Below are 19,875 nucleotides of genomic sequence, written 5' to 3'. Positions count from 1 at the left end.
AAGTCCAAGAACTCTGCGCCGAAACCATAGATGAAACACGCCTTGCTTTGACAGCATAGACTCAAGAAATGACCACGAGTTCGGACTCGGATTCGAATACTACACGGAGGGATTCATGTCTTTAGATCTCACAATCTACGAAAATCTACTCGCCGCAGTGACCGTTGAGGACGGTATTGCAGTCCACGATCCAGCGACCGGCGAATTCATTGGCAACACCGCAGACTCCTCCACCGACGACGTCGATGCAGCAGTTGCCCGTGCCAAAGAAGCACAGAAATCCTGGGGCGCACTAACCCATGCTGAACGTTCCGGCTACCTGCACAAAGCCGCCGACGCCGTCAAAGAGTCCGCTGAAGCCCTGGCAGAGGTCCTGGCCCGCGAAGTTGGGAAGCCCCTCAACGGACCAAACGCACGCTTTGAAGCTGGCGCTTGTGAAGCCTGGCTGCGTGCCAACGCCGATTTTGAAATCGAGGATGAAGTCCTCGTCGATGACGAATCCGGTCGAGCAGTTCTTTCGTATGTTCCTATCGGTGTGGTCGGTGCAATCGGCCCCTGGAACTGGCCAATGATGATTTCCATTTGGCAGCTCGCACCTTCACTCCGCATGGGCAACACCGTCGTTATGAAACCATCGGAGCACACACCGCTGTCAGTTCAGGCTCTGGTGCGCGTGCTCAATCAGGTCCTGCCCGCAGATGTCCTGCAGGTAGTGCCTGGGGGCGGAGAAATCGGTCAGGCAGTTTCGGGCCACGAAGATATCGACAAAATCATGTTCACCGGTTCGACCAAAACCGGGCAGGCCATCATGCGCAGCGCTGCTGGCGACATGAAACGCGTGACCCTTGAATTGGGCGGCAACGACGCGGGTATTGTGCTCGACGACATCAACGTCGACGAAATGGCTCAAGACATCTTCTGGGGTGCCTTCATAAACACCGGCCAAACCTGTGCAGCGTTAAAGCGCCTCTACGTGCCGTCCTCCATCTATGACGACGTGGTCGACGCGCTGGCCAAGATTGCTGCTGAAACTCCAATGGGTCAGGGCATGTCCGAGGAAAACGTGCTTGGACCACTCCAGAACGAAGCCCAACAGTCCATCGTTGCCGGTCTGGTCGAAGATGCACGCACAGCCGGTGCAACCATTGCGACCGGTGGCAACCCGGACAAGGACCAGCCTGGCTATTTCTACCCTGCGACCATCGTCTCCGACATCGCACAGGATAATCCGTTGGTGCAGATCGAGCAGTTCGGTCCAGCACTACCGATCATCAAATACGACTCACTCGACCAGGCAATCGAGTGGGCCAACGAGCTCGAAGTTGGCCTGGGCTCATCCGTATGGTCGGCTGATGAAGCCAAGGCCCGCGAAGTTGCGAACCAACTGATCGCTGGAACCACGTGGATCAACAAACACGGTGCCGTGGATCCTCGTATCCCATTCGGTGGCGTCAAGAAATCCGGTATGGGTCTGGAATTCGGTGTTGAAGGCCTCAAGCAGGTCGCACTTCCGAAGGTCACTGCGCTCTAAACTGCACCACTTTGTGCTCAATTTTGCTGCCCTCATCGTCTGCTTGACGATGAGGGCAAGCTTATTTCATAGTATTCTGTGGCTGTGATCGTTAGCATGGGGTACTAAGCAAGACCCGATGCGAGCACTACAAGGATGTAGACCATGACTGACCGCCAAGATATCGCCATCGATGTAGGCTCAGGCCCGGTGCGGGATCAGGATTTTTGGGCATGGTCACAGTCAGCACAAGCATTCTTTCCCAATATTCAACTTACCGCCCCGGACCGAAGTGCGTTTCGCGCAGGACAAGATTTCATTGCACTTGGTGAAGTCCAGCTGTTTGATATGTCCACCGGGCCCCACACGGTACAGCAACAAAAAGTTGTGACGGGATCAACGGAAGAACCGTTATGCAAATTATCGCTGCAATTATCCGGCGTCACGCACCTCACCCAAGATGGTCGGTATTGCGCCTTAGAGCCTGGCGATCTTGCGTTGTATGTGGCACAGCGTCCCTACACCTTGCATTACACGGATGATCAACGCAGTTTGATCATCCAATTCCCGCAGGAATTCTTGCATCTCGTCCATCATCAAGTTGCTCAAGTCACTGCCTTACCAGTCAATGCCCATACCGGTCTGGGACGCGTAGCGGTACCCCTGTTTGAGCAACTGGCCATAAACTTCAGTGTGCTCCAGGGTCCCCACGCCCTGCGCCTGGTGCGTTCCGCGTTGGAAATGTTGGTCACCGTACTGTTGGAGACTTCCCGCGACGACGAAGGCAATCAAGACAATTCGTTATTCGATCAGGCTGTTGCCTTTATTGACGATCACTTGCATGATCCCCAACTGTGCCCGCAGAATATCGCCGACTACTTCTATGTCTCCCTTCGACAACTCCATGGAAAATTTGCCGAGGAGCACGAAACCATCAGCGCGTATATTCGCAACGAAAGAATGCGTAGGATCCGCAACGATCTTGCGGATCCTACGCATCGAGACGAAACAGTACAAACGATCAGCTCCCGGTATGGTCTCACCGATGCTTCACATGTTTCCAAACTGTTTAAGCAGACTTACGGTCAGACACCCTCGGGGTACCGCAGCACTATTTTCGGCAGCTAGACCGAAGTTCCCTCATCGACATCATCACGGGCGATCGCGACTTCTTCAGCGTCAGTGAGTTGATCTTGGTTACGCATTCGCTCGAAGTCCGCTGGGCGACGATTCTGGATTATCTGTCCCCAGATCAGGCCGATAACGCCCCCGGCGAGGATTATGCCCGGCATGATGTAAATCAGTGCTGAGCCTTCTTCTGCATCGATCATCAAACCAAAGTTCGCCAAGATCATGACGAAGACGGCGGTGAGTCCAACCGTGGCAAGACCAGGAGCAATAATCCGCGTCCAGACGCCGCGTCCATTCGGGTTTCGTGTGAACCACATGATGATAGCCACCGAAGTAATGGCCAGCAGGAAGACCAGTCCAAACGCTGCCGCGTTGGTCAACCAGGTAAACAGGGTGATGACCGGGAACAAGTCGCCAAGTTCGTGGTTGATGCCGGCTATGGCGAAGCCAACGACCACGACAATGGCTAACCCGGACTGCAGCAGAGAGCCGTTGCGGGGTGCACCGTTCTTAGCGGTACGACCCAAAAAGCCGGGAAGCACTGTCGAACGACCAAGAGCAAAGAAGTACCGTGCCGTGGCGTTATGGAAGGCCAAGAGAACAGCCAGCAAACTAGTTACGAACAGGACGTTGGCAAAATTCGCAAGCATCGGTGACTGTTGACCCAGCCACTGGAAGATCAGATCGGGTCCGTAGGTCTGCGATTCCTCAACTACACTGCTGGGTCCGACGCCAACGCTGACGGCCCAAGCTGAAAAAGCGTAGAACAGGGCAATCAATGTCAGCGCAATATACGTTGCCCTGGAGACGGTCCGGCGCGGATCGACCACTTCTTCGGAATAAATGGCCCCGGATTCGAATCCCATGAAGGCTGCAATACCAAAGGCCAGCAGCACTCCGATGCCGGGAACAAAGAATTCACTGGACTGCAGGGCAGCCGACGATACGCCTTCTGGTGCGATGCCCAGGGCCATGACGTCGACGACCAAGACGACGAGAAATTCCAGCACGACGACGACACCCAGGACCTTAGCGGACACATCCACCGAGCGCACGCCAAGTAGGGCCACAACAAGCCAACCAAGTGCCGCGGTGAGCCACCACGGCAGTGCCACCCCGGTGAATTCTGCAATGAGGTTCGCTGAAGCAAAACCGAATAAACCATAAAGGCCAATTTGCATCATGTTGTAGGAGACCAGTGCCAAAATAGCTGCTGCGATCCCCTGCCGATTCCCCAGTCCTTCGGTGACATAGGCATAGAACGCTCCGGCGTTTTGGATCTCCCGACTCATGGCCGTATATCCGACGGCAAATAACACCAGGAGCAGACCGAGCACGATATAAGTTTGGGGAACACCAAGCAGCCCCGCAACGGCGAAGTTTGTGGGAATCCCACCTGCAAGCACCGTAAGCGGAGCTGAAGCCGCAATAATGATGAACACCAATGATGCAGTCGATAATCGACGTCGTTCAAGCTTTGTCTGTTCCATGGGAAGCCTCCTAAAGGTGACGAGTATCCCCTATTGTGCCTCATGTCACTTAAAAACTGCTTGGCTGCTAGCGCATGGCAATTGTCTCGGAGTGCCAAAACGCCCAGGTCCCAAGCTATTCTGCGACCGGAACCTGGGCGTTTTGCGGTGGACGTTCTTTAGAGCTTCGACCAGGAGCGGTTCCAGCCTCCGGTCACGCCCCACCATTCGGCCAGACTGTTATTCGGCTCGGTGAAACGGTTGGGGTTCAGGTGTTCAATGTTGTAGCTGGTCTCTTCCTTTTCAACCAGGTCAGCGACAATCTGGCCCATGACCGGCGCGACCGTAAACCCGTATCCCGAGAATCCGGTGGCAAGCACGACTCTGCCCGAGGGCCCATAATTGCCCACGAGTGCTTCAAAATCTACGGTCCAGCCATCCATGAGCTTGATAGACCGCAGGGGCGCATCGTCCAGGCCGACGAAACGCTCACGAGCCATCATGCGGATGCCATCGAGGTCTTCGGGCACAACGTGGAAATCGGTTTGATTGATCTCATCTGCCAACCCCCAGTTGAAGTCTGCGCCGATTTTTACATACGGCTTATCAAGTGAGCCGGCACCGTAGATCATTTCGCCGCGGCGATGCGGGATGGAGCCGTGGAATGCCGGTAGTTGTTTGGGATCAGAATATGCATCGACATAATCTGGTTTTGGAGTAAACCAGCCCATCACCAGCCTGCGGGCTCGGATGGGCAGGTGTGGCAACAGTTCAGCGACATAAGCGCCCGGCGAGACCACGAGTTTCTCAACGACAAATTCGCGGTCGCGGGTGAAGACCCGCACACGATCCTGCTCGATGGCCCAACCATGCACCTTCGTATCAGTGTGGACTTCGGCACCGAGTTTCTGCGCCCCGTGGACGGCCGAATAGACCGCCATTTCCGAGCGAACGGCGCCACCTTGTTCATCGAACACGCCCAGACCGTCATCTGGGGTTCGGAAGAGTGGATACTCTTTGCGCAACGTGTCTGCGGACAATACGTTCCGGTCGTGCCCGTCGCGGTTGCGAGCGTTTTGGGCGATGACCTCAAATTCTTCGTCACCCTCGTGGCCAAAAAGCAGCACGCCGTGTTCCAGCACGATGTTCGAGTTGGTCTCTTTTTGGAACTGTTTCCACGCTGGCATAATGTCTTTGAGGATGTCGTGGTCGGGCGATCCTTCTGGGCTGAATGGCAGCGGGTGCAGCACTCGATGTTCACCGGCGTGACCTGAGCGCTCGTTTGGCGCCCAGTACTGCTCTAACCCGATGGCGCTAATGCCGCGTTTGGCCAACTGGTACAGCGCTTGTCCACCGTTTGCCCCGAGGCCGATAACTGCTACTTGTGCGTCGTACTTAACCATGGTGTGAGGTCCTTTCTAGGGAGTCAGTCGGGTGCGGAAACCGGGCGTCTGATGATTCTGAAAAGCCCAGGTGAGAACTACTCTTTGCAAGCATTTCAGCAAAATTTTGTGACTGGCTTCACGTTGATCAGTATGTTCCGAGCCTGGATTGATGTCAACAGAAATGCGTGCGCCCAAGCCTCGCCAGGCCTGAAAAACCGCCTAAACGGTCAGGAACGCGCAACGGAGCCGCAACACGTCAGCATGATCTTGGCCTGCGTTCCGCTGTTAAAAATCTGGCACCGCGGCGCAGAACCTTGACGACCACACCACACAGCACGACTACAAAAGAGCACCACACTCCAATATATTTATCGACTCTGCCGACGCTGGTTTCCTCGGTAAAATGCGCACCGGCGATGCATCAACGTGGTTGGCGGTTGGAGAACCGAGCACACCTCTTGTCGTTTCGTGCAGAACACGTTCGGGGTAGCCAAAGCCGTGGTGGATGAACTGTCCAAGACCGAAAAAGAGCTGGGGAGGACGTGCACAAAAGTGCAAGACGAATGCGCGGGAATCACAGCAGCATCGGTGACTGATAGGCAAGAATCAAGCTCTATCACGTTGTTTCGATACCTGAGGAGCTTGCATTGAGCTATGACATTGGCCGTCTGTCAGACGTAGAATTCCAGCCTTTTCCCCATCCTGCCGACCCCTCCCTTTCTGCCGGTGAATTCGCCTGGATTCGCGACGGCAAGGCACAATTCTGGCGGGGGACCGAAGACACCATGCCGCAGGTCGCACCGTATCCGTTTGCACGCGCAGAAATCATTTACGTGATTGAAGGTGCCGTGGACATCGAACTGCCGTCAGGTGAAACGGTCCATCTTGGCGAAGGCGACGTTGGAGCATTCGACCAGCACACCGACACCACGTGGACGTTTACTTTCCCATTCACCAAACTCTCGGTTTTCCCAGAGGACGACGCCTAATTGGTTCTGGAATCGGGGTCCCAGCGATAGACCTTCATATCGATTTTTGAGTCTTTAGCAAGTACACCTTCGGCGCGCAAACGGTCCAACTGTTCTTGTTGTTTGTGCACTGCAACAGTGCCATCGGCGCGCAGGATGCGGTGCCAGGGAAGATCGAAACCATCTTCTTTGAGCACCCAGCCCACAATGCGTGGGTTCGAGGCGCCGGCAAGCGCAGCGATGTCACCGTAGCTGGCGACGCTGCCTGCCGGCACCGCGGCGATATACTCTCGGATCCACTCGTGAGTTTCTTCGTCCATAGCCCCAGTCTTACCAGGTTGCAGCAATCGCGCAGGCCAGTTGTTCAACGCATCTCACCGCGCCCACCCTGGGGACATTAGCATCAGCCATTTGCGCGCGACTGATACATATCGAAATCACGACTGGGCAACTATGCTGGCGCACAAGAACTTTCGCCCGCAGAAAGGTGCTTGTCATGTTTGGTCTCTCGAAAGTCGTCGACCAGATCGGTCAGACGAAGGATCTGGACACCATCTCAAAACCACTGTCTGATGTCATTTCGAAAATAACAGCTCCCGATGCTGTAAAAAATGCGCTGTCTGGAACTTGGCTGGGCCATCAATTGCACCCGATGCTCACCGATCTTCCCATCGGGGCCTGGGCAATGGCGAGCGCGCTGGACCTGACCAGTCGAGGTAGCATGCCAAAGGCATCCGAACGCTTGGTGGGTCTGGGAATTCTGACCTCCGTGCCAACGGCACTATCAGGTGCATCCGACTGGTCCGAAAGTTACGGCAAAGAACAACGCGTCGGACTTGCGCATGCGCTTGGCAACAGTCTTGGGACGACGTTACAGATCGCCTCGTGGGTTTCACGAAAATGCGGTCATCATCGCGCCGGCACGAGTCTCTCATTAGCTGGCTTAGCCGCAACCATGTGGGCTAGCTATCTCGGTGGCCACCTGTCATTTGGAATGGGCGTCGGAGTTGATCACACCGCATTCCAAAAAACCGTCACCAAGTGGATCGATGTCGCCGCCGAAGACGAAGTGACCGAAGGAGAGCTCCTACGCGTTGACGCTCAAAACGTTCCGGTCATGCTGACAAAACATAAGGGCCAACTCAGGGCACTGTCTGCCACCTGCCTACACGCTGGCGGGCCCTTGAATAAAGGACGCATCGAAGGCGACTGTGTTGTGTGTCCATGGCATAACAGCCGCTTCCGCCTCACTGATGGGGCACCAGAACGCGGCCCGGCGGCAATGCATCAACCGACCTGGGATATCAACGTTGTGGATGGTCGCGTCCAAGTACGAAGTGCCGCTTAACCGTTCAAGACCCGATCGAAGGGAGATCTACCATGTCTGCACAATATGCCGTAGGCGACCATGTGTCGTGGAACTCTGAGGCAGGCCGTGTTTCCGGACAGATCACCAAGGTACACACCTCTGACTTTGACTATAAAGGCCATACTCGGAGAGCTTCAGCTGACGAACCCCAGTACGAAATTAAAAGTGATAAAACCGACCATATTGCCGCGCATAAAGGCAGCGCGCTGCGCAAGGTCTCCTAAGCCAGGATGCGTCACACCACAATTTTCACGGTCGGACATTCGAACCGAGAGCTCACTGATTTCATCGCCTTACTCGCAGAGCAGGCTATCGAACACGTCGTTGATGTGCGCAAGTTGCCCGGATCGAAGCGGTATCCGCAGTTCAATGAGGATACCTTGGCCGGTGCGCTCTCCGAGCATCAGATCGAGTTCACCCGTAACCAGGGTCTCACGGGGCGACGAAAAGTGAGCAAAGCGGTGGCATTTGAAACGAACGCCTGGTGGCAAAACCGTAGTTTCCACAACTACGCCGACCACGCGCTGACAGCAGAATTTCAGAGCGCGCTCGAAGAACTGACCAGTACCGCATCGCAAGAGCGCACCGCAATCATGTGTTCTGAAGCCGTCTGGTGGCGCTGCCACCGGCGCCTCATCGCCGACTATCTTGTAGCTGCTGACTACCGGGTCGAGCACATTATGGGCCCCGACCAGCTGATGACAGCGGAGCTAAGCGCCGGCGCGGTACCGCAATCGGACGGCACGGTGCTTTATCCTAGCGCCGACGACTAACGGCGCTTACTTCACCAGTCTCCCGAACCTGCGTATTCCGCTACTAAAACACTACTGTTGAATGCACTGAGTTTTTCGAAGGGTGACTATGCCAAACCACAGCGATGCCAATTTCGTGCACATCGTCGATGCGAAACTACACAATCTGAAGAACATTTCAGTGCAATTTCCACGCGGGGCGGTTGTTGCTTTCACCGGCGTCTCGGGTTCAGGAAAATCCTCGCTCGCCTTCGGCACAATTCATGGTGAAGCACAGCGCCGCTATCTCGAATCAGTCGCACCGTTCGCCCGTCGACTCATCGGCTCAGCCGTCGACCCCCAGGTCGAAATCGTCGATGGTATGCCACCTACCGTTGCCCTGGAGCAACGTACCTCAGCTGGTGGCGCCCGCTCAGATGTTGGTACCATTACCGCTCTGTCGAATTCCATACGCTTGCTGTTCTCACGCGCAGGCGACCACCCGGAAGAAATTTTAGACGACGCCCACGGTATTGCCGGTGGGCGGTTAACCGCGGGCCACTTTTCACCGTATACCGCCGAGGGCATGTGCCCGCACTGCCAGGGTGTGGGTAAGCAGTTTGATCCCGCCGAAGAACTCATGGTCCCAGACCCAAACCTGAGCATCCTGGACGGCGCCATCGCCGCCTGGCCCGGAGCATGGCTCGGCAAAAACTTTCGGGAGATTCTCGAAACCATAGGCGTCAACACAGCTGCACCCTGGCGCGACCTAGACAAAGCAACCCGGGAATGGATCCTCTATACAGAGGAAACACCCGTTATTACCGTTGTTCCAGTGCGGGAAGCCTGGCGCACACAAGGACCCTATGAGGGCCAATGGGAATCTGTTGCCCGCTACTTGCACCGCACCGTCGCGACCACGAAATCCGACACAAACCGCGCCCGGGCTTTGAGCTTTTTCACCTCGAGAACTTGTCCAACCTGTGATGGGCACCGGTTGAACGCTGCAGCGCTGCAGGTTCGCTACCTTAATTCAACGATTTGGCAGCTCACCCACCTCAGTTTGGACGCCTTACTGGAGGCTCTGCAGGACCGTCACCGGGCCCTTTCTGAGTTGGACGCACGTGATGATGGACCAGAGCAGGGGGCAGAACGAATCCTGCTGCCTGCCGCCATATCGGTTTTGGAAGCCGTCACCGGTCTCGGCCTTGGCCATCTCTCAATGGACCGTGCGGCCAATACGTTATCGACCGGAGAACTGCAGCGCCTGCGCCTGGCTTCACAGGTGCGCGAAGGCCTCTTCGGCGTGGCCTACGTGCTCGATGAGCCGTCTGCCGGTCTGCACCCGGCAGAAAAGCACATGCTCTCCAAACTATTTGAGCGATTTATCGCCGAAGGAAATTCCGTCCTGCTCGTCGAGCACGATATGTCTCTGGTGGCCAAAGCAGACTGGGTCATTGATGTGGGCCCCAAAGCAGGTACCAGTGGTGGCCGGGTCATCTATTCGGGACCCATCTATGGTCTGGCTGACGTTGAAGAATCGATTACCGCCCGGTTCATCAACGCTCCGCCGTTGCAGCTCAAGTCCACACCGAGTCGTGAAGCCACCGGCACACTGCAACTCGAAGGCGTGAATTCACGAACCATCACAAACCTCGATGTTGAGTTCCCCTTGGGACAGTTGACCGCGGTCTCCGGGGTCTCTGGCTCTGGGAAATCCACGCTGGTGACCCATGTTCTTGGCACCGTGGTGGGCAACAGCGTTTCCGCTACGGTCTCCGATGAACCGACCAGTGACGAGGCTGACGATACCGATGATGTGACAATTCGTGAGGTCACCGGGCTGGAACACATTCAGCGTCTCGTCCACATTACGCAACGCCCCATTGGCAGGACTCCGCGTTCGGTGGTGGCAACGTATACCGGGCTGTTTGACCGGGTCCGTCGAATTTTTGCCGGCACCGATGCGGCGCAGCAACGTGGCTGGGGCATCGGCCGGTTTTCGTTCAATGTGGCCGAGGGACGTTGCCCCGAATGTTTCGGCTTAGGACAGATTGAAGTCGAGCTCATCTTCTTGCCGGGCTCGTATGCCACGTGTCCGGCGTGCCACGGCCAACGCTTCAAGTCTGAGGTCTTGGAGGTTACCTGGAATGGCTATACGGTCGCCGATATCCTTGAGCTCTCCGTCCACGAAGCAAAGCAGGTCTTTGCCGACGAGGCTGCGGTCCTGCGCGCACTTGAGGCACTCGATGCGATCGGGCTGGGCTACATCACGCTTGGACAACGAGCCACCGAACTTTCAGGCGGGGAGGCGCAGCGCATCAAACTCGCGACCGAACTGCAGCGCATCACCACCAAACACACGCTGTATCTACTTGACGAGCCCTCGTCCGGGCTACACCCGGCAGACGTGGCACTGTTAAATGCTCAGCTGCACCGACTGGTCGTCCACGGGCACACCGTCATTGTGGTTGAACATGACCAATCCGTCATCGCCTCGGCAGATCACGTGATCGATATGGGGCCAGGCGCAGGGTCGGCCGGCGGAGACGTTGTCGCGGCGGCTTCGCCAGCGCAGTTGAGCCAAGACCAGAACTCTATGACCGGCAAGTATTTGGCTCTTGAGGCCGGCGTCACTAGGCAGCATTAGAATAATCACCTTTAGGCTATTAGCAGCAACGACCCTGAAGCTGAGAATAAGTGCAAGATTTCAGATGCTGCGAATTTAAGTGACCGACTTGCAGTAACACTGTGACTAAATTGGCAGAGAAGTATAGCCATTAAACTTGATGCTTCACTTTTTTGGAGTGCATAATTGTGATGCTTTCTGACGCGCCGGTGCCCTTGTTCACGAAACTGCACCTATAACATCGAATTCAATGATTTGCGCGTGGCCTTAAAGAGGACGAAAGTAGACATGTTGCAATGAAAGGTGAAACACATCTATGCGTCCACAGGTCACAAACAGCGCAGGTGGATCGGCTGAACAGTCGGTAAGCCCAGCGAAAGAAATCACCCCCAAAGAGCGTCGTCGCGTCCTGGCTGGAACCCTCATGGGGACCGTCATCGAATGGTACGACTTCTTCATTTACGCGCTGGCAGCCAATATCGTCTTTGACCAGCTGTTTTTCGAACCAGCCGGCGAACAATACAGTCGCATCATCGCGCTGGTTACCATCGGCCTGTCGTTCCTGTTCCGCCCGCTCGGAGCTGCCGTCGCTGGACGCCTCGGCGATCGCTTCGGACGCAAACCACTCTTGGTCATCACACTGGTCATGATGGGTGTTGCAACCACCTCCATGGGCCTTCTACCGACCTACGACCAAATCGGACTTTGGGCACCATTCCTGCTGTTGTTCCTACGCATCCTCCAGGGCTTCTCGGCCGGTGGTGAATGGGGCGGCGCTGTACTGATGTCCGTGGAATATGCCCCAGTAGGCAAGCGCGGATTCTTCGGCGCTTTCCCTCAAATCGGTGTCCCGACCGGTATGCTGCTCGCTTCTGCGGTCCTAGCTCTGATGAACTGGATCGCTCCAGGCGACGCTTTCCTCGAGTGGGGCTGGCGCGTGCCGTTCTTGCTGTCTATCGTGTTAGTCCTCGTCGGCCTCTTTGTGCGGTCCTCCGTTGAAGAATCACCAGTATTCAACGAGATCGCAGCCAAGAAAGCGAGCCCACAAGAGGCCGCTAAAACTTCGGTCAAACCACCAAAACTTTTCCCCAAATTCGGCATTATTGTCTTCTTTGGCATCCTTCTCGTGGCAGGAAACGGCGCTTCAGGCTACATGATCACCGGCGGTTATATCCAGGGAGTCGCAAGTCGACCGACCGCAGCGGGTGGACTCGGTTACGACGCCGTGGGTGTCCAACTCGCGGTCCTAGTAGCTGCTGCTGTTTGGCTGATCTCGACACTGGTGTCTGGCTGGGTTTCGGATAAAATCGGCCGTCGTAAAATCATGACGATCGGCTGGTTTGTGCAAGCCGCCGGTATTATCCCCCTGTTTGAACTCATCAAGAATTTCGGAGTCACCGGTGTTCTGATCGGTACCTCGCTCCTCGCGATCGGCCTCGGCATGACGTACGGCCCACAAGCCGTCTGGTACGCAGAACTCTTCCCAGCTTCGGTGCGCTACTCTGGCGTCTCGATCGCCTATGCACTCGGCGCTATTTTCGGCGGCGCATTCGCTCCGACCATCGCTGAGCTGTTGATGAGTTCCTTCGGTACTACGTGGTCCATCGTGATCTACCTGTTGGTCATGGCAGCTGTAGGGCTCGTCGGAGCTGCTGTCTTGAAAGAGACCAAGGACATCCGCATCGACTACGAATTCGAACAGAGCGGACAGTGGGAAGCTTGGAATTCAGGCGCCCTCTCACTGGCAGACTGCTTGGCCAAGGAAGAGGACAATAAGCAGCCAGCAAAACCGGTAGCTCACGCAACCGCTGATACAACAGCTCGGTAGCACTCACTACAACGCGCTGAGATACAAAGGAACCCACCATCGCATGTGACGGTGGGTTCCTTGTATTCCGGCACTTGCTTAGTACTGCAAGCCGGCTTCTGGATAAATTTGCCCGACGGGCAGGCTCTTTTCGGCTTGGAATGCGTCTTCTTTGCGACCATAGGCCCAGTAGGCAGACAGCGACAGATCCGCGCGATCAATACCTCGTTCATCATGTAAGTATTTTCGAAGTACTTTCATACTTTCGCGCTCCCCGTGGACAAACGCTTGAACGCGGCCTTCTCGCCACGGCAACTCCTTCACCGCCTGCTCCAGCACGGTGGTCTCCGGCGTGAACTCACCACCGCGATGCAGCCAGGTAATTTCGACACCTTCTGGAGCGGGAAGCTGCCATTCGTCGGAAAGTGTGGCAACTTCAATCAGCGCATGCCCAACGGCGTCTGCAGGCATAGCGGCTAGGACCGCACCGATCGCCGGAATAGCTGCTTCGTCCCCAGCCAACAGGTGCCAGTCTGCTTCAGGGTCCGGCTGGTATTTGCCCCCGGGCCCGGAAAATTGCAGGAGATCGCCGACTTTGGCGCGTTCTGCCCACGGGCCTGCGAGCCCGTCGGCACCATGAATGACGAAATCCATCTTCAAGGTTTCTGAGGCTGGATCGACCGAGTGCACCGTGTATGTACGACGCAGCGGCAACTCATCTTTCGGTAACGTTTTGCGCAACTCGTCCATGTCAAAAGGCGGGGTGAGGCCCGAAGATGGGTCACGCGGCAAGAGCAGCTTGACGTATTTGTCGACGGCCGCGGAATCCTGAAACAGATCAAAGTCCGCTCCACCGAACGTGATTCGTTTGAATGTAGGCGACAGTTCCTCAACTGCCACGACTTCCATCACCATTTGAGGACGGCGCTGCCGACTCTTCGTGGTGCGAGCAGTGTTGGTTGACAAAGAGTTCCTCCGAAATCAGAAAATAGGTCATAATAGCATTAGCTATTCACTAAGGCTAGCCTAAGGCCAAGGTTCCCAAACGCAAAAGACTCCGCGACGAAGCCGGGATTATCGGTGGCCCACCGCTTCTTTGGCGCGTTGATGTCTCAGATTGGTACGTCGCTCTACGAACTTCGTTACTGAAGTGACCATTCCTTCAAGCGGCCCCCGATCAAACAACACGCTCCAAACACTAGACACCACCCCGATGACAACGAGCTGCCACCAGAAAGTGGATACCGCCCCAGCCGCGTCCAACGGCGAGTTAATAAAGATGATGTGACCAACGTATACGGTCAGCGCCATCGTCCCGGCAGCCGCTAATGGGAAGGACAGCATAGTGAAGACTCGGTGGATGTGTCCTGGCAGGATGCGCTCGAGCCCCAACAGGAATCCCAAAACAAGCATCGTATAACCCGTCGTGGTGAGGAGATCTAGGGGTGTCCCGGTATGAGGCGTATTGAGTGCAAGCCACCACCAACTGGAGGTTGGCACCGAACCATCACCACCAAAACTCAACAGTGTGGCGGCATGCTCAGCAGAGACGGTAGTGCGCAGGTGCCCTGCAACGCCAGCTAGCTGCAAAATATACCAGGAGGCGAAGGCCGCGACACCAACCATTGCCGCACCGAGCCCAAGCATGCTCACGATAGTCTTGAACGAGCGCAGGTGGCACCGACCGATTATGAGCCCGACGCAGATATAAAACATCCACACGAGCGCGGGAAACTGTCCGGTCAAGAAAACATCCGAGGCAAATTCCGCTGGGGCCGTAAAAAGATAAACGAAATCGAGTTGGCGCGGCAGACCATCGGGCACGTGGGGACGCAGCAATTGACTCAGCACGGGCATAGTGAACAATATCGACAGCCCGGTTATCACTAGCGCACGGGTAGACAGCGCTGCTAGAGGAATCGCGAGTGCAAACATCGCTGCATAGTAGGGCAGAATAACCACGGCTATCTCACCATCGGTATATCCCAGCAGCAGCCCAATGATGCCAATGACTCCAGCACGAGCCATAAGTGAGGCGATCTTGCCTCGGGCCGCCGGACCCGCAAGTCGCTTCCGGCCAACAATAAACGAGATACTCACGCCTGCCAGGACGGCGAACGCAGCGGCAGACTTTCCAGCAGCCAGTGAATAGCTCAGGCTCGGTCCGCCTTGCGCGTTATAGGCGTATAACGAATGCACTGCAATCATGCCAATGATGGCTAATGCGCGCGTGATATCAACGGCAACGACGCGGCGGCCTGTGGTGCTAGTAGTCATATCTCTCCCCTGCGAGGACTGCTGCAGCCCTCCAGAATCTGGGCTCTCAACCAGAATATTGAACAGTAACGTCGCGTCGATACGGCAAGTTTGATTTTGTGAGGCTCATCGTCATTTTGCCCAGCATCTTCGCAGCCAAGTTTCAGCTCCGAATACCCGGATATTGTTGAACAAATACCGATACTCCGCAGGTGTAAGAACGCTTTAATGTACAAGCGCAGCAAACTTGACGTGTCTAGACGCAACAGAAGCACTCCAGATTCCGCAAAAGCTTGACTGTAACGCACCTCACACCTAAGAAGGCCCACATCAGCCATCAACTACCTCAAATTTGCATTAGTTGAAATCGGCACTATTGCAAGGAACTTGCGACATTCAAGTATTTTTTCCGCCACAATAAACGGATACCTAGCTGCACACTCTACCCATAAAAGCGTCGATTACTTAGGAGTCACCCGAGCAACTTGATTGACTTTCTAAACGAAAGAATCAAGCATGTCTAGACGGACAGTGATTTAAAGTACTGAAAAAGTCAAGTGTTTTCAGAATACAAATGAATTTAGAGGTAGACATTTTGACGGCTACGACTTCTCACACCGATCGCTCAGACGGAAGAGAACTAGAACGGGATGAGCGACTCGATCATCCGGTTTTTGCAATATACGGACACGAGGAACCCCCTGCACAGCGGACTCTCGTTGAAGTATTTCAATCGACAGTAGCTCGGTATCCAGACACTCCGGCCTTGGAATCCGACTCAGAAGAATTAACCTACGCACAGCTCAACGAGCGTGTTCTTGCTGTAGCCGACGGACTCAACGAAGCCGGTGTGCGTCGCGGCGATCGAGTTGGCGTCCGGGTCCCCTCCGGAACCACGGATCTCTACGTGGCAATCCTTGCAATTATGCAAGCCGGGGCAGCCTACGTTCCCGTAGATTGGGATGACCCTGACGAACGAGCTGTCACAGTGTTTGCAGAAGCAGACGTCGCCGCCGTCATCGGCGAATCCCTAGACATCACACCGTATGAACCAGCTCTGCAACGCCAGGCGCACGGTGGTGGATACCCACCGCCAACACCGGAAGACGACGCCTGGGTGCTCTTCACTTCGGGGTCGACAGGCAAGCCCAAAGGCGTTGCGGTGACGCATCGGTCTGCCGCAGCGCTGGTGGATGTTGAGGCTGATCTTTTTCTCAGCCAGCAACCGATCCATCCGGGAGACCGCGTCATGGCAGGCCTATCGGTTGCCTTCGATGCTTCTTGCGAAGAGATGTGGCTTGCATGGCGGCGCGGCGGCACATTGGTCGCAGCACCACGCGATGTCGTTCGTTCCGGGCCCGATCTCGGAAAATGGATCGTAGATCAGGCGATCACCGTGGTCTCCACGGTGCCAACGCTGGCATCCCTCTGGCCACCAGAGTCCTTGGATGCTGTTCGCCTGCTGATTTTTGGAGGCGAAGCAATCCACCTGGATTTGATCGTTCGCCTTGAAAAACCGGGTCGCGAAATTTGGAATACCTACGGCCCTACCGAGACCACGGTCATCGTATCGGGCGCCATCATGACCCCAGAGCCCCCTGTTCGTATCGGCCGGCCGATTACCGGCTGGCATTTGGCCGTCGTTGATCCGGTCACTGAGCAGCCCGTGCAATGGGGTGATACCGGTGAACTCGTGGTCGGTGGCGTCGGTGTCGCACGCTATCTCGATGCCGAACGCGACGCCGTTCAATACGCTCCGCTGGAATCGCTGGGCTGGGAACGTGCTTATCGTACCGGTGACATGGTTGTCGCTGAGCCAACAGGACTAATTTTCGTTGGCCGCACCGATGATCAGATCAAGCTCGGCGGCAAGCGCATTGAGCTTGGTGAGGTCGATGAATACCTCATGGAGGTGCCGGGGGTGAGTGCCGGTGCCGCTGTTCTGCAAAAAACCAATGGTGGCGCCGAAATTTTGGTCGGTTACCTCACCGAGCAGCCCGGCGAGACCATCGACGTTGCCCAGGCTCGACACCTGATGTCGCAACGGTTGCCCGGGGGTGTGGTCCCAATGTTGGCTGTGGTTGACGAACTCCCGATGAAAACATCTGGGAAGGTCGATCGCAAAGCCCTGCCGTGGCCGCTGCCTAGCGACGATACGGATGACCATTCTGATCTCTCAATCACCGAAGCCTGGTTGAAAGACCTGTGGGTCGATCAACTGGGGCCGTTGCCAATGTCGTCGGAAACGAACTTTTTTGAGATCGGCGGTGGATCAGTGCAGGTGGCTCGCTTGATGGCCAATATCCGCACCTCGCATCCCACCGCTGAAATTCGCGAACTCTACGCTCACCCAACACTGTCCTCAATGGCAGCATATTTGGATGCTTTAGAGAGCGTCGAGTCCGATCGACCGATGCCGGATCCGCTACCCTTTTGGCCCAAAGTGTTCCAACTGGGTTTTATTATCGCCAATTACGGGGTCAATGCACTGCGCTATGTTGTCGCGTTAATCGCCGTGGTGTGGCTACTGGGTTGGACCGTCGATGCCGGCTGGGTCCCCACCGTACCGCTGCTTCCAGTACTGCTGGGCTGGCTGCTGATGTTTTCTACCCCCGGAAAAATGCTGCAAGCCAGTGCGGTCGCTCGCCTGCTCACCATTGGCATTAAACCCGGTTCGTACCAGCGCGGTGGATGGACACATGTGCGGCTGTGGGCCGCCGAACGGTTCCTGCATTCACTGCGCTTAGAATCGGTTGCCGGCACCGTTTTTGCTCGGACGTTTTATCGGATGATGGGCAACCGGGTGGGCCACGGCACACATATTGCTAGTCTGCCTCCGGTCAGCGGACTCGTCACGGTAGGTACCCAAGCAACCGTTGAGTTCGAAGCTGATCTAAACGGCTATTGGATCGAAGGCGGGATCGTCCACGTTGGCGCGATTACCGTAGAAGATGGGGCACGCATCGGCACACGTTCGATCGTTGATCCCGGTGTAACCGTGGGTGCTTTTAGCGAGATCCTGCCCGGTTCCCACGTCAACCGCGATATTCCAGAGGGCGAGCTCTGGGGTGGGTCGCCAATTCGCTATGAAGGGGACGCTGGAGCATCTTGGCCCCACCACCGACTCCTGCGTCGTGACTTACGGGGCTGGCGTAAATCCACCCAGGTGTTGGCACATGGTGCCGGCTTGTCTCTCATGACGCTGCTGCCTGTGCTGGCGATCATTCCCGGCGCAGCAATCGTGTTTCCTTTTATCTTAGAGCTGCAGCGTTTTGAAGAAGTCGCACTCATCCTCGCAGCGTGGGTGCCACTTATTGCGGTGCTGATGGTGCTGACCTGGTTGGCGCTCGTGATTATTCTGATCAGAATTTTGGCTGGCTGGATTGTCCCCGGCTACTTTCTGGAAGCTTCAGCGACCGGGTGGGCCGTCTGGTTGACCCAAGCGCTGTTGCAGCGCACCCTGATTTCCGTCTATCCGCTCTACGCTTCACTTGCGACCCCGACATTTCTACGCCTCTTGGGTGCCAAAGTCGGCAAAGATACCGAGATTTCCACGATTGAAACCGTCCCGCACCTCACCTGGTTGCAGGATCGCACATTCATCGCCGACCATGCACTAGTGACCAGCACACGGCACCGTCGCGGTTGGGTTCATATCGGCACCACCGTGATCGGTGAGGGCACATTTATTGGGAACTCAGCCATTGTTGGGCCCGATACCGACCTACCTCCTGAGGCGTTGATCGCCGTCATGTCCTCGACACCGCGCTTTGCTCCCACCGGTACATCATGGTTGGGCCGGCCAGCGCAGTCCATCCCACGCACCATTCAAGAAGCCGACGCAGAGGCCACCTATCATCCACCTCGGCGCATCAAGTGGGCCCGGGGTTCGGTCGAGATCTTCCGCTTCCTGCCGTTCATGCTCACCGTGTGGATCGAATTGGGACTGGTTGTCGCTTTGAACGCCGTGTACATGACGCAGCTTGCGGCCACCGAATCGCATCTGACCGTCCTTGGGATCACGGTTGCAGCTGCCATGCCGCTGACCCTGGCCACCGGAATTGTTGCCTCCTTAATTGCCGTCGCAGCGAAGTGGTTATTAGTTGGTCGTTTCCGTCCTACCGAATACCCGCTGTTTAGCACCTTCGTGTGGCGCAACGAATTAGCCGATGTCTTTTCAGAGTCCTTAGCTGTCCCCGCACTGGTTCGAGTGAGCATCGGTTCTCCACTCTTCAACGTCTATGCCCGCCTGATGGGTAGCAAGATCGGCCGCAACGTGTGGTGTGAAACCTGGTGGCTGCCCGAATTCGACCTCATCGAAATCGGCGACCAAGCCACCATCAACCGCGGCACCGTGCTGCAAACACACCTCTTCCAGGACCGCGTTATGGAATTATCCCGCACACGAATTGAACCAGGCGGCACCCTGGGCGCCTCGAGTTTCATGTTGCCCGGTTCCACGATCGGCACCAAGGCCGTTGTGGGTGTCGACTCACTCGTCCTACGCGACGAAACCCTGCCACCAAATACCTACTGGCAAGGCAACCCCGTTCAATTTATCCACACGGACCGCCCGGCTGTGTTGCAGAACTAGCCGAGAACTCCTCACACACCTACTGA

General features: G+C 56.1%; 14 protein-coding genes. 9 read left to right on the top strand and 5 right to left on the bottom strand.

The features are described from left to right. The first annotated feature begins 115 nt into the window (after window positions 1–115). On the top strand, window positions 116–1,531 hold the full coding sequence (locus tag G583_RS0106850; protein WP_022870450.1) for an aldehyde dehydrogenase family protein: 1,416 nt from the start codon (window positions 116–118) through the stop codon (window positions 1,529–1,531). A gap of 144 nt (window positions 1,532–1,675) precedes the next feature. Then, window positions 1,676–2,638 carry an AraC-like ligand-binding domain-containing protein gene (locus tag G583_RS0106845; RefSeq protein ID WP_022870449.1) on the top strand — a complete coding sequence of 321 codons (963 nt, stop codon included), beginning with the start codon at window positions 1,676–1,678 and terminating at the stop codon, window positions 2,636–2,638. Here G583_RS0106845 and G583_RS14845 read toward each other — a convergent pair. Then, entirely contained in the window at window positions 2,635–4,131 is a 1,497-nt protein-coding gene (locus tag G583_RS14845; protein ID WP_022870448.1) for an APC family permease, read from the bottom strand. The two genes, G583_RS0106845 and G583_RS14845, sit on opposite strands and share 4 nt — an antisense overlap. 158 nt (window positions 4,132–4,289) lie before the next feature. Further along, a complete protein-coding gene (locus G583_RS0106835) occupies window positions 4,290–5,513 on the bottom strand; it encodes an FAD-dependent oxidoreductase (RefSeq protein WP_022870447.1) in 1,224 nt (407 codons plus the stop codon). Between the two features lie 629 nt (window positions 5,514–6,142). On the opposite strand from G583_RS0106835, the gene G583_RS16315 reads away from it, so the two are divergent. Then, window positions 6,143–6,484 (top strand): cupin domain-containing protein, encoded by a 342-nt coding sequence (locus G583_RS16315; RefSeq protein WP_022870445.1) that lies wholly within the window; start codon window positions 6,143–6,145, stop codon window positions 6,482–6,484. Here the strand turns inward: G583_RS16315 and G583_RS0106815 are convergent. Then, the gene (locus G583_RS0106815; protein ID WP_022870444.1) at window positions 6,481–6,783 is read right to left on the bottom strand and encodes an MGMT family protein; all 303 of its coding nucleotides are present in this window, start codon (window positions 6,781–6,783) and stop codon (window positions 6,481–6,483) included. The two genes, G583_RS16315 and G583_RS0106815, sit on opposite strands and share 4 nt — an antisense overlap. 176 nt (window positions 6,784–6,959) lie before the next feature. On the opposite strand from G583_RS0106815, the gene G583_RS0106810 reads away from it, so the two are divergent. The 5 genes from G583_RS0106810 to G583_RS14835 all read left to right on the top strand — a co-directional run bounded on the left by G583_RS0106810 (window position 6,960) and on the right by G583_RS14835 (window position 13,020). Next, a complete protein-coding gene (locus tag G583_RS0106810; protein ID WP_022870443.1) occupies window positions 6,960–7,811 on the top strand; it encodes a Rieske 2Fe-2S domain-containing protein in 852 nt (283 codons plus the stop codon). Window positions 7,812–7,843: 32 nt separating this feature from the next. Beyond that, the gene (locus tag G583_RS0106805; protein ID WP_022870442.1) at window positions 7,844–8,056 is read left to right on the top strand and encodes a hypervirulence associated TUDOR domain-containing protein; all 213 of its coding nucleotides are present in this window, start codon (window positions 7,844–7,846) and stop codon (window positions 8,054–8,056) included. 6 nt (window positions 8,057–8,062) lie between these two features. After that, window positions 8,063–8,605, top strand: coding sequence for a DUF488 domain-containing protein (locus G583_RS0106800; RefSeq protein WP_022870441.1), 543 nt, complete (start codon window positions 8,063–8,065; stop codon window positions 8,603–8,605). 88 nt (window positions 8,606–8,693) lie between these two features. Further along, on the top strand, window positions 8,694–11,213 hold the full coding sequence (locus G583_RS0106795; protein WP_022870440.1) for an excinuclease ABC subunit UvrA: 2,520 nt from the start codon (window positions 8,694–8,696) through the stop codon (window positions 11,211–11,213). A gap of 295 nt (window positions 11,214–11,508) precedes the next feature. Next, a complete protein-coding gene (locus tag G583_RS14835; protein WP_022870439.1) occupies window positions 11,509–13,020 on the top strand; it encodes an MFS transporter in 1,512 nt (503 codons plus the stop codon). A gap of 78 nt (window positions 13,021–13,098) precedes the next feature. Here the strand turns inward: G583_RS14835 and G583_RS0106785 are convergent, their stop codons facing one another. Both G583_RS0106785 and G583_RS14830 read right to left on the bottom strand, forming a co-directional pair. Then, window positions 13,099–13,965 carry a siderophore-interacting protein gene (locus tag G583_RS0106785; protein ID WP_022870438.1) on the bottom strand — a complete coding sequence of 289 codons (867 nt, stop codon included), beginning with the start codon at window positions 13,963–13,965 and terminating at the stop codon, window positions 13,099–13,101. Window positions 13,966–14,073: 108 nt separating this feature from the next. Then, window positions 14,074–15,276 (bottom strand): heparan-alpha-glucosaminide N-acetyltransferase domain-containing protein, encoded by a 1,203-nt coding sequence (locus G583_RS14830; RefSeq protein WP_022870437.1) that lies wholly within the window; start codon window positions 15,274–15,276, stop codon window positions 14,074–14,076. Window positions 15,277–15,829: 553 nt separating this feature from the next. On the opposite strand from G583_RS14830, the gene G583_RS0106775 reads away from it, so the two are divergent. After that, a complete protein-coding gene (locus tag G583_RS0106775) occupies window positions 15,830–19,849 on the top strand; it encodes a Pls/PosA family non-ribosomal peptide synthetase (RefSeq protein WP_022870436.1) in 4,020 nt (1,339 codons plus the stop codon). Window positions 19,850–19,875: the final 26 nt, after the last annotated feature.

This window comes from Yaniella halotolerans DSM 15476, from assembly GCF_000420805.1.
In the GTDB taxonomy this organism is placed as follows: Bacteria; Actinomycetota; Actinomycetes; order Actinomycetales; family Micrococcaceae; genus Yaniella; species Yaniella halotolerans.
This window is presented reverse-complemented; position numbering and strand designations above follow the sequence as displayed.

What these genes read in the sequence shown, in the direction of transcription:
- G583_RS0106850 (WP_022870450.1), top strand. Translation starts at nt 116, where the DNA reads ATGTCTTTAGATCTCACAATCTACGAAAATCTACTCGCCGCAGTGACC.
- G583_RS0106845 (WP_022870449.1), top strand. Translation starts at nt 1,676, where the DNA reads ATGACTGACCGCCAAGATATCGCCATCGATGTAGGCTCAGGCCCGGTG.
- G583_RS14845 (WP_022870448.1), bottom strand. Translation starts at nt 4,131, where the DNA reads ATGGAACAGACAAAGCTTGAACGACGTCGATTATCGACTGCATCATTG.
- G583_RS0106835 (WP_022870447.1), bottom strand. Translation starts at nt 5,513, where the DNA reads ATGGTTAAGTACGACGCACAAGTAGCAGTTATCGGCCTCGGGGCAAAC.
- G583_RS0106815 (WP_022870444.1), bottom strand. Translation starts at nt 6,783, where the DNA reads ATGGACGAAGAAACTCACGAGTGGATCCGAGAGTATATCGCCGCGGTG.
- G583_RS0106810 (WP_022870443.1), top strand. Translation starts at nt 6,960, where the DNA reads ATGTTTGGTCTCTCGAAAGTCGTCGACCAGATCGGTCAGACGAAGGAT.
- G583_RS0106805 (WP_022870442.1), top strand. Translation starts at nt 7,844, where the DNA reads ATGTCTGCACAATATGCCGTAGGCGACCATGTGTCGTGGAACTCTGAG.
- G583_RS0106800 (WP_022870441.1), top strand. Translation starts at nt 8,063, where the DNA reads ATGCGTCACACCACAATTTTCACGGTCGGACATTCGAACCGAGAGCTC.
- G583_RS0106795 (WP_022870440.1), top strand. Translation starts at nt 8,694, where the DNA reads ATGCCAAACCACAGCGATGCCAATTTCGTGCACATCGTCGATGCGAAA.
- G583_RS14835 (WP_022870439.1), top strand. Translation starts at nt 11,509, where the DNA reads ATGCGTCCACAGGTCACAAACAGCGCAGGTGGATCGGCTGAACAGTCG.
- G583_RS14830 (WP_022870437.1), bottom strand. Translation starts at nt 15,276, where the DNA reads ATGACTACTAGCACCACAGGCCGCCGCGTCGTTGCCGTTGATATCACG.
- G583_RS0106775 (WP_022870436.1), top strand. Translation starts at nt 15,830, where the DNA reads ATGAATTTAGAGGTAGACATTTTGACGGCTACGACTTCTCACACCGAT.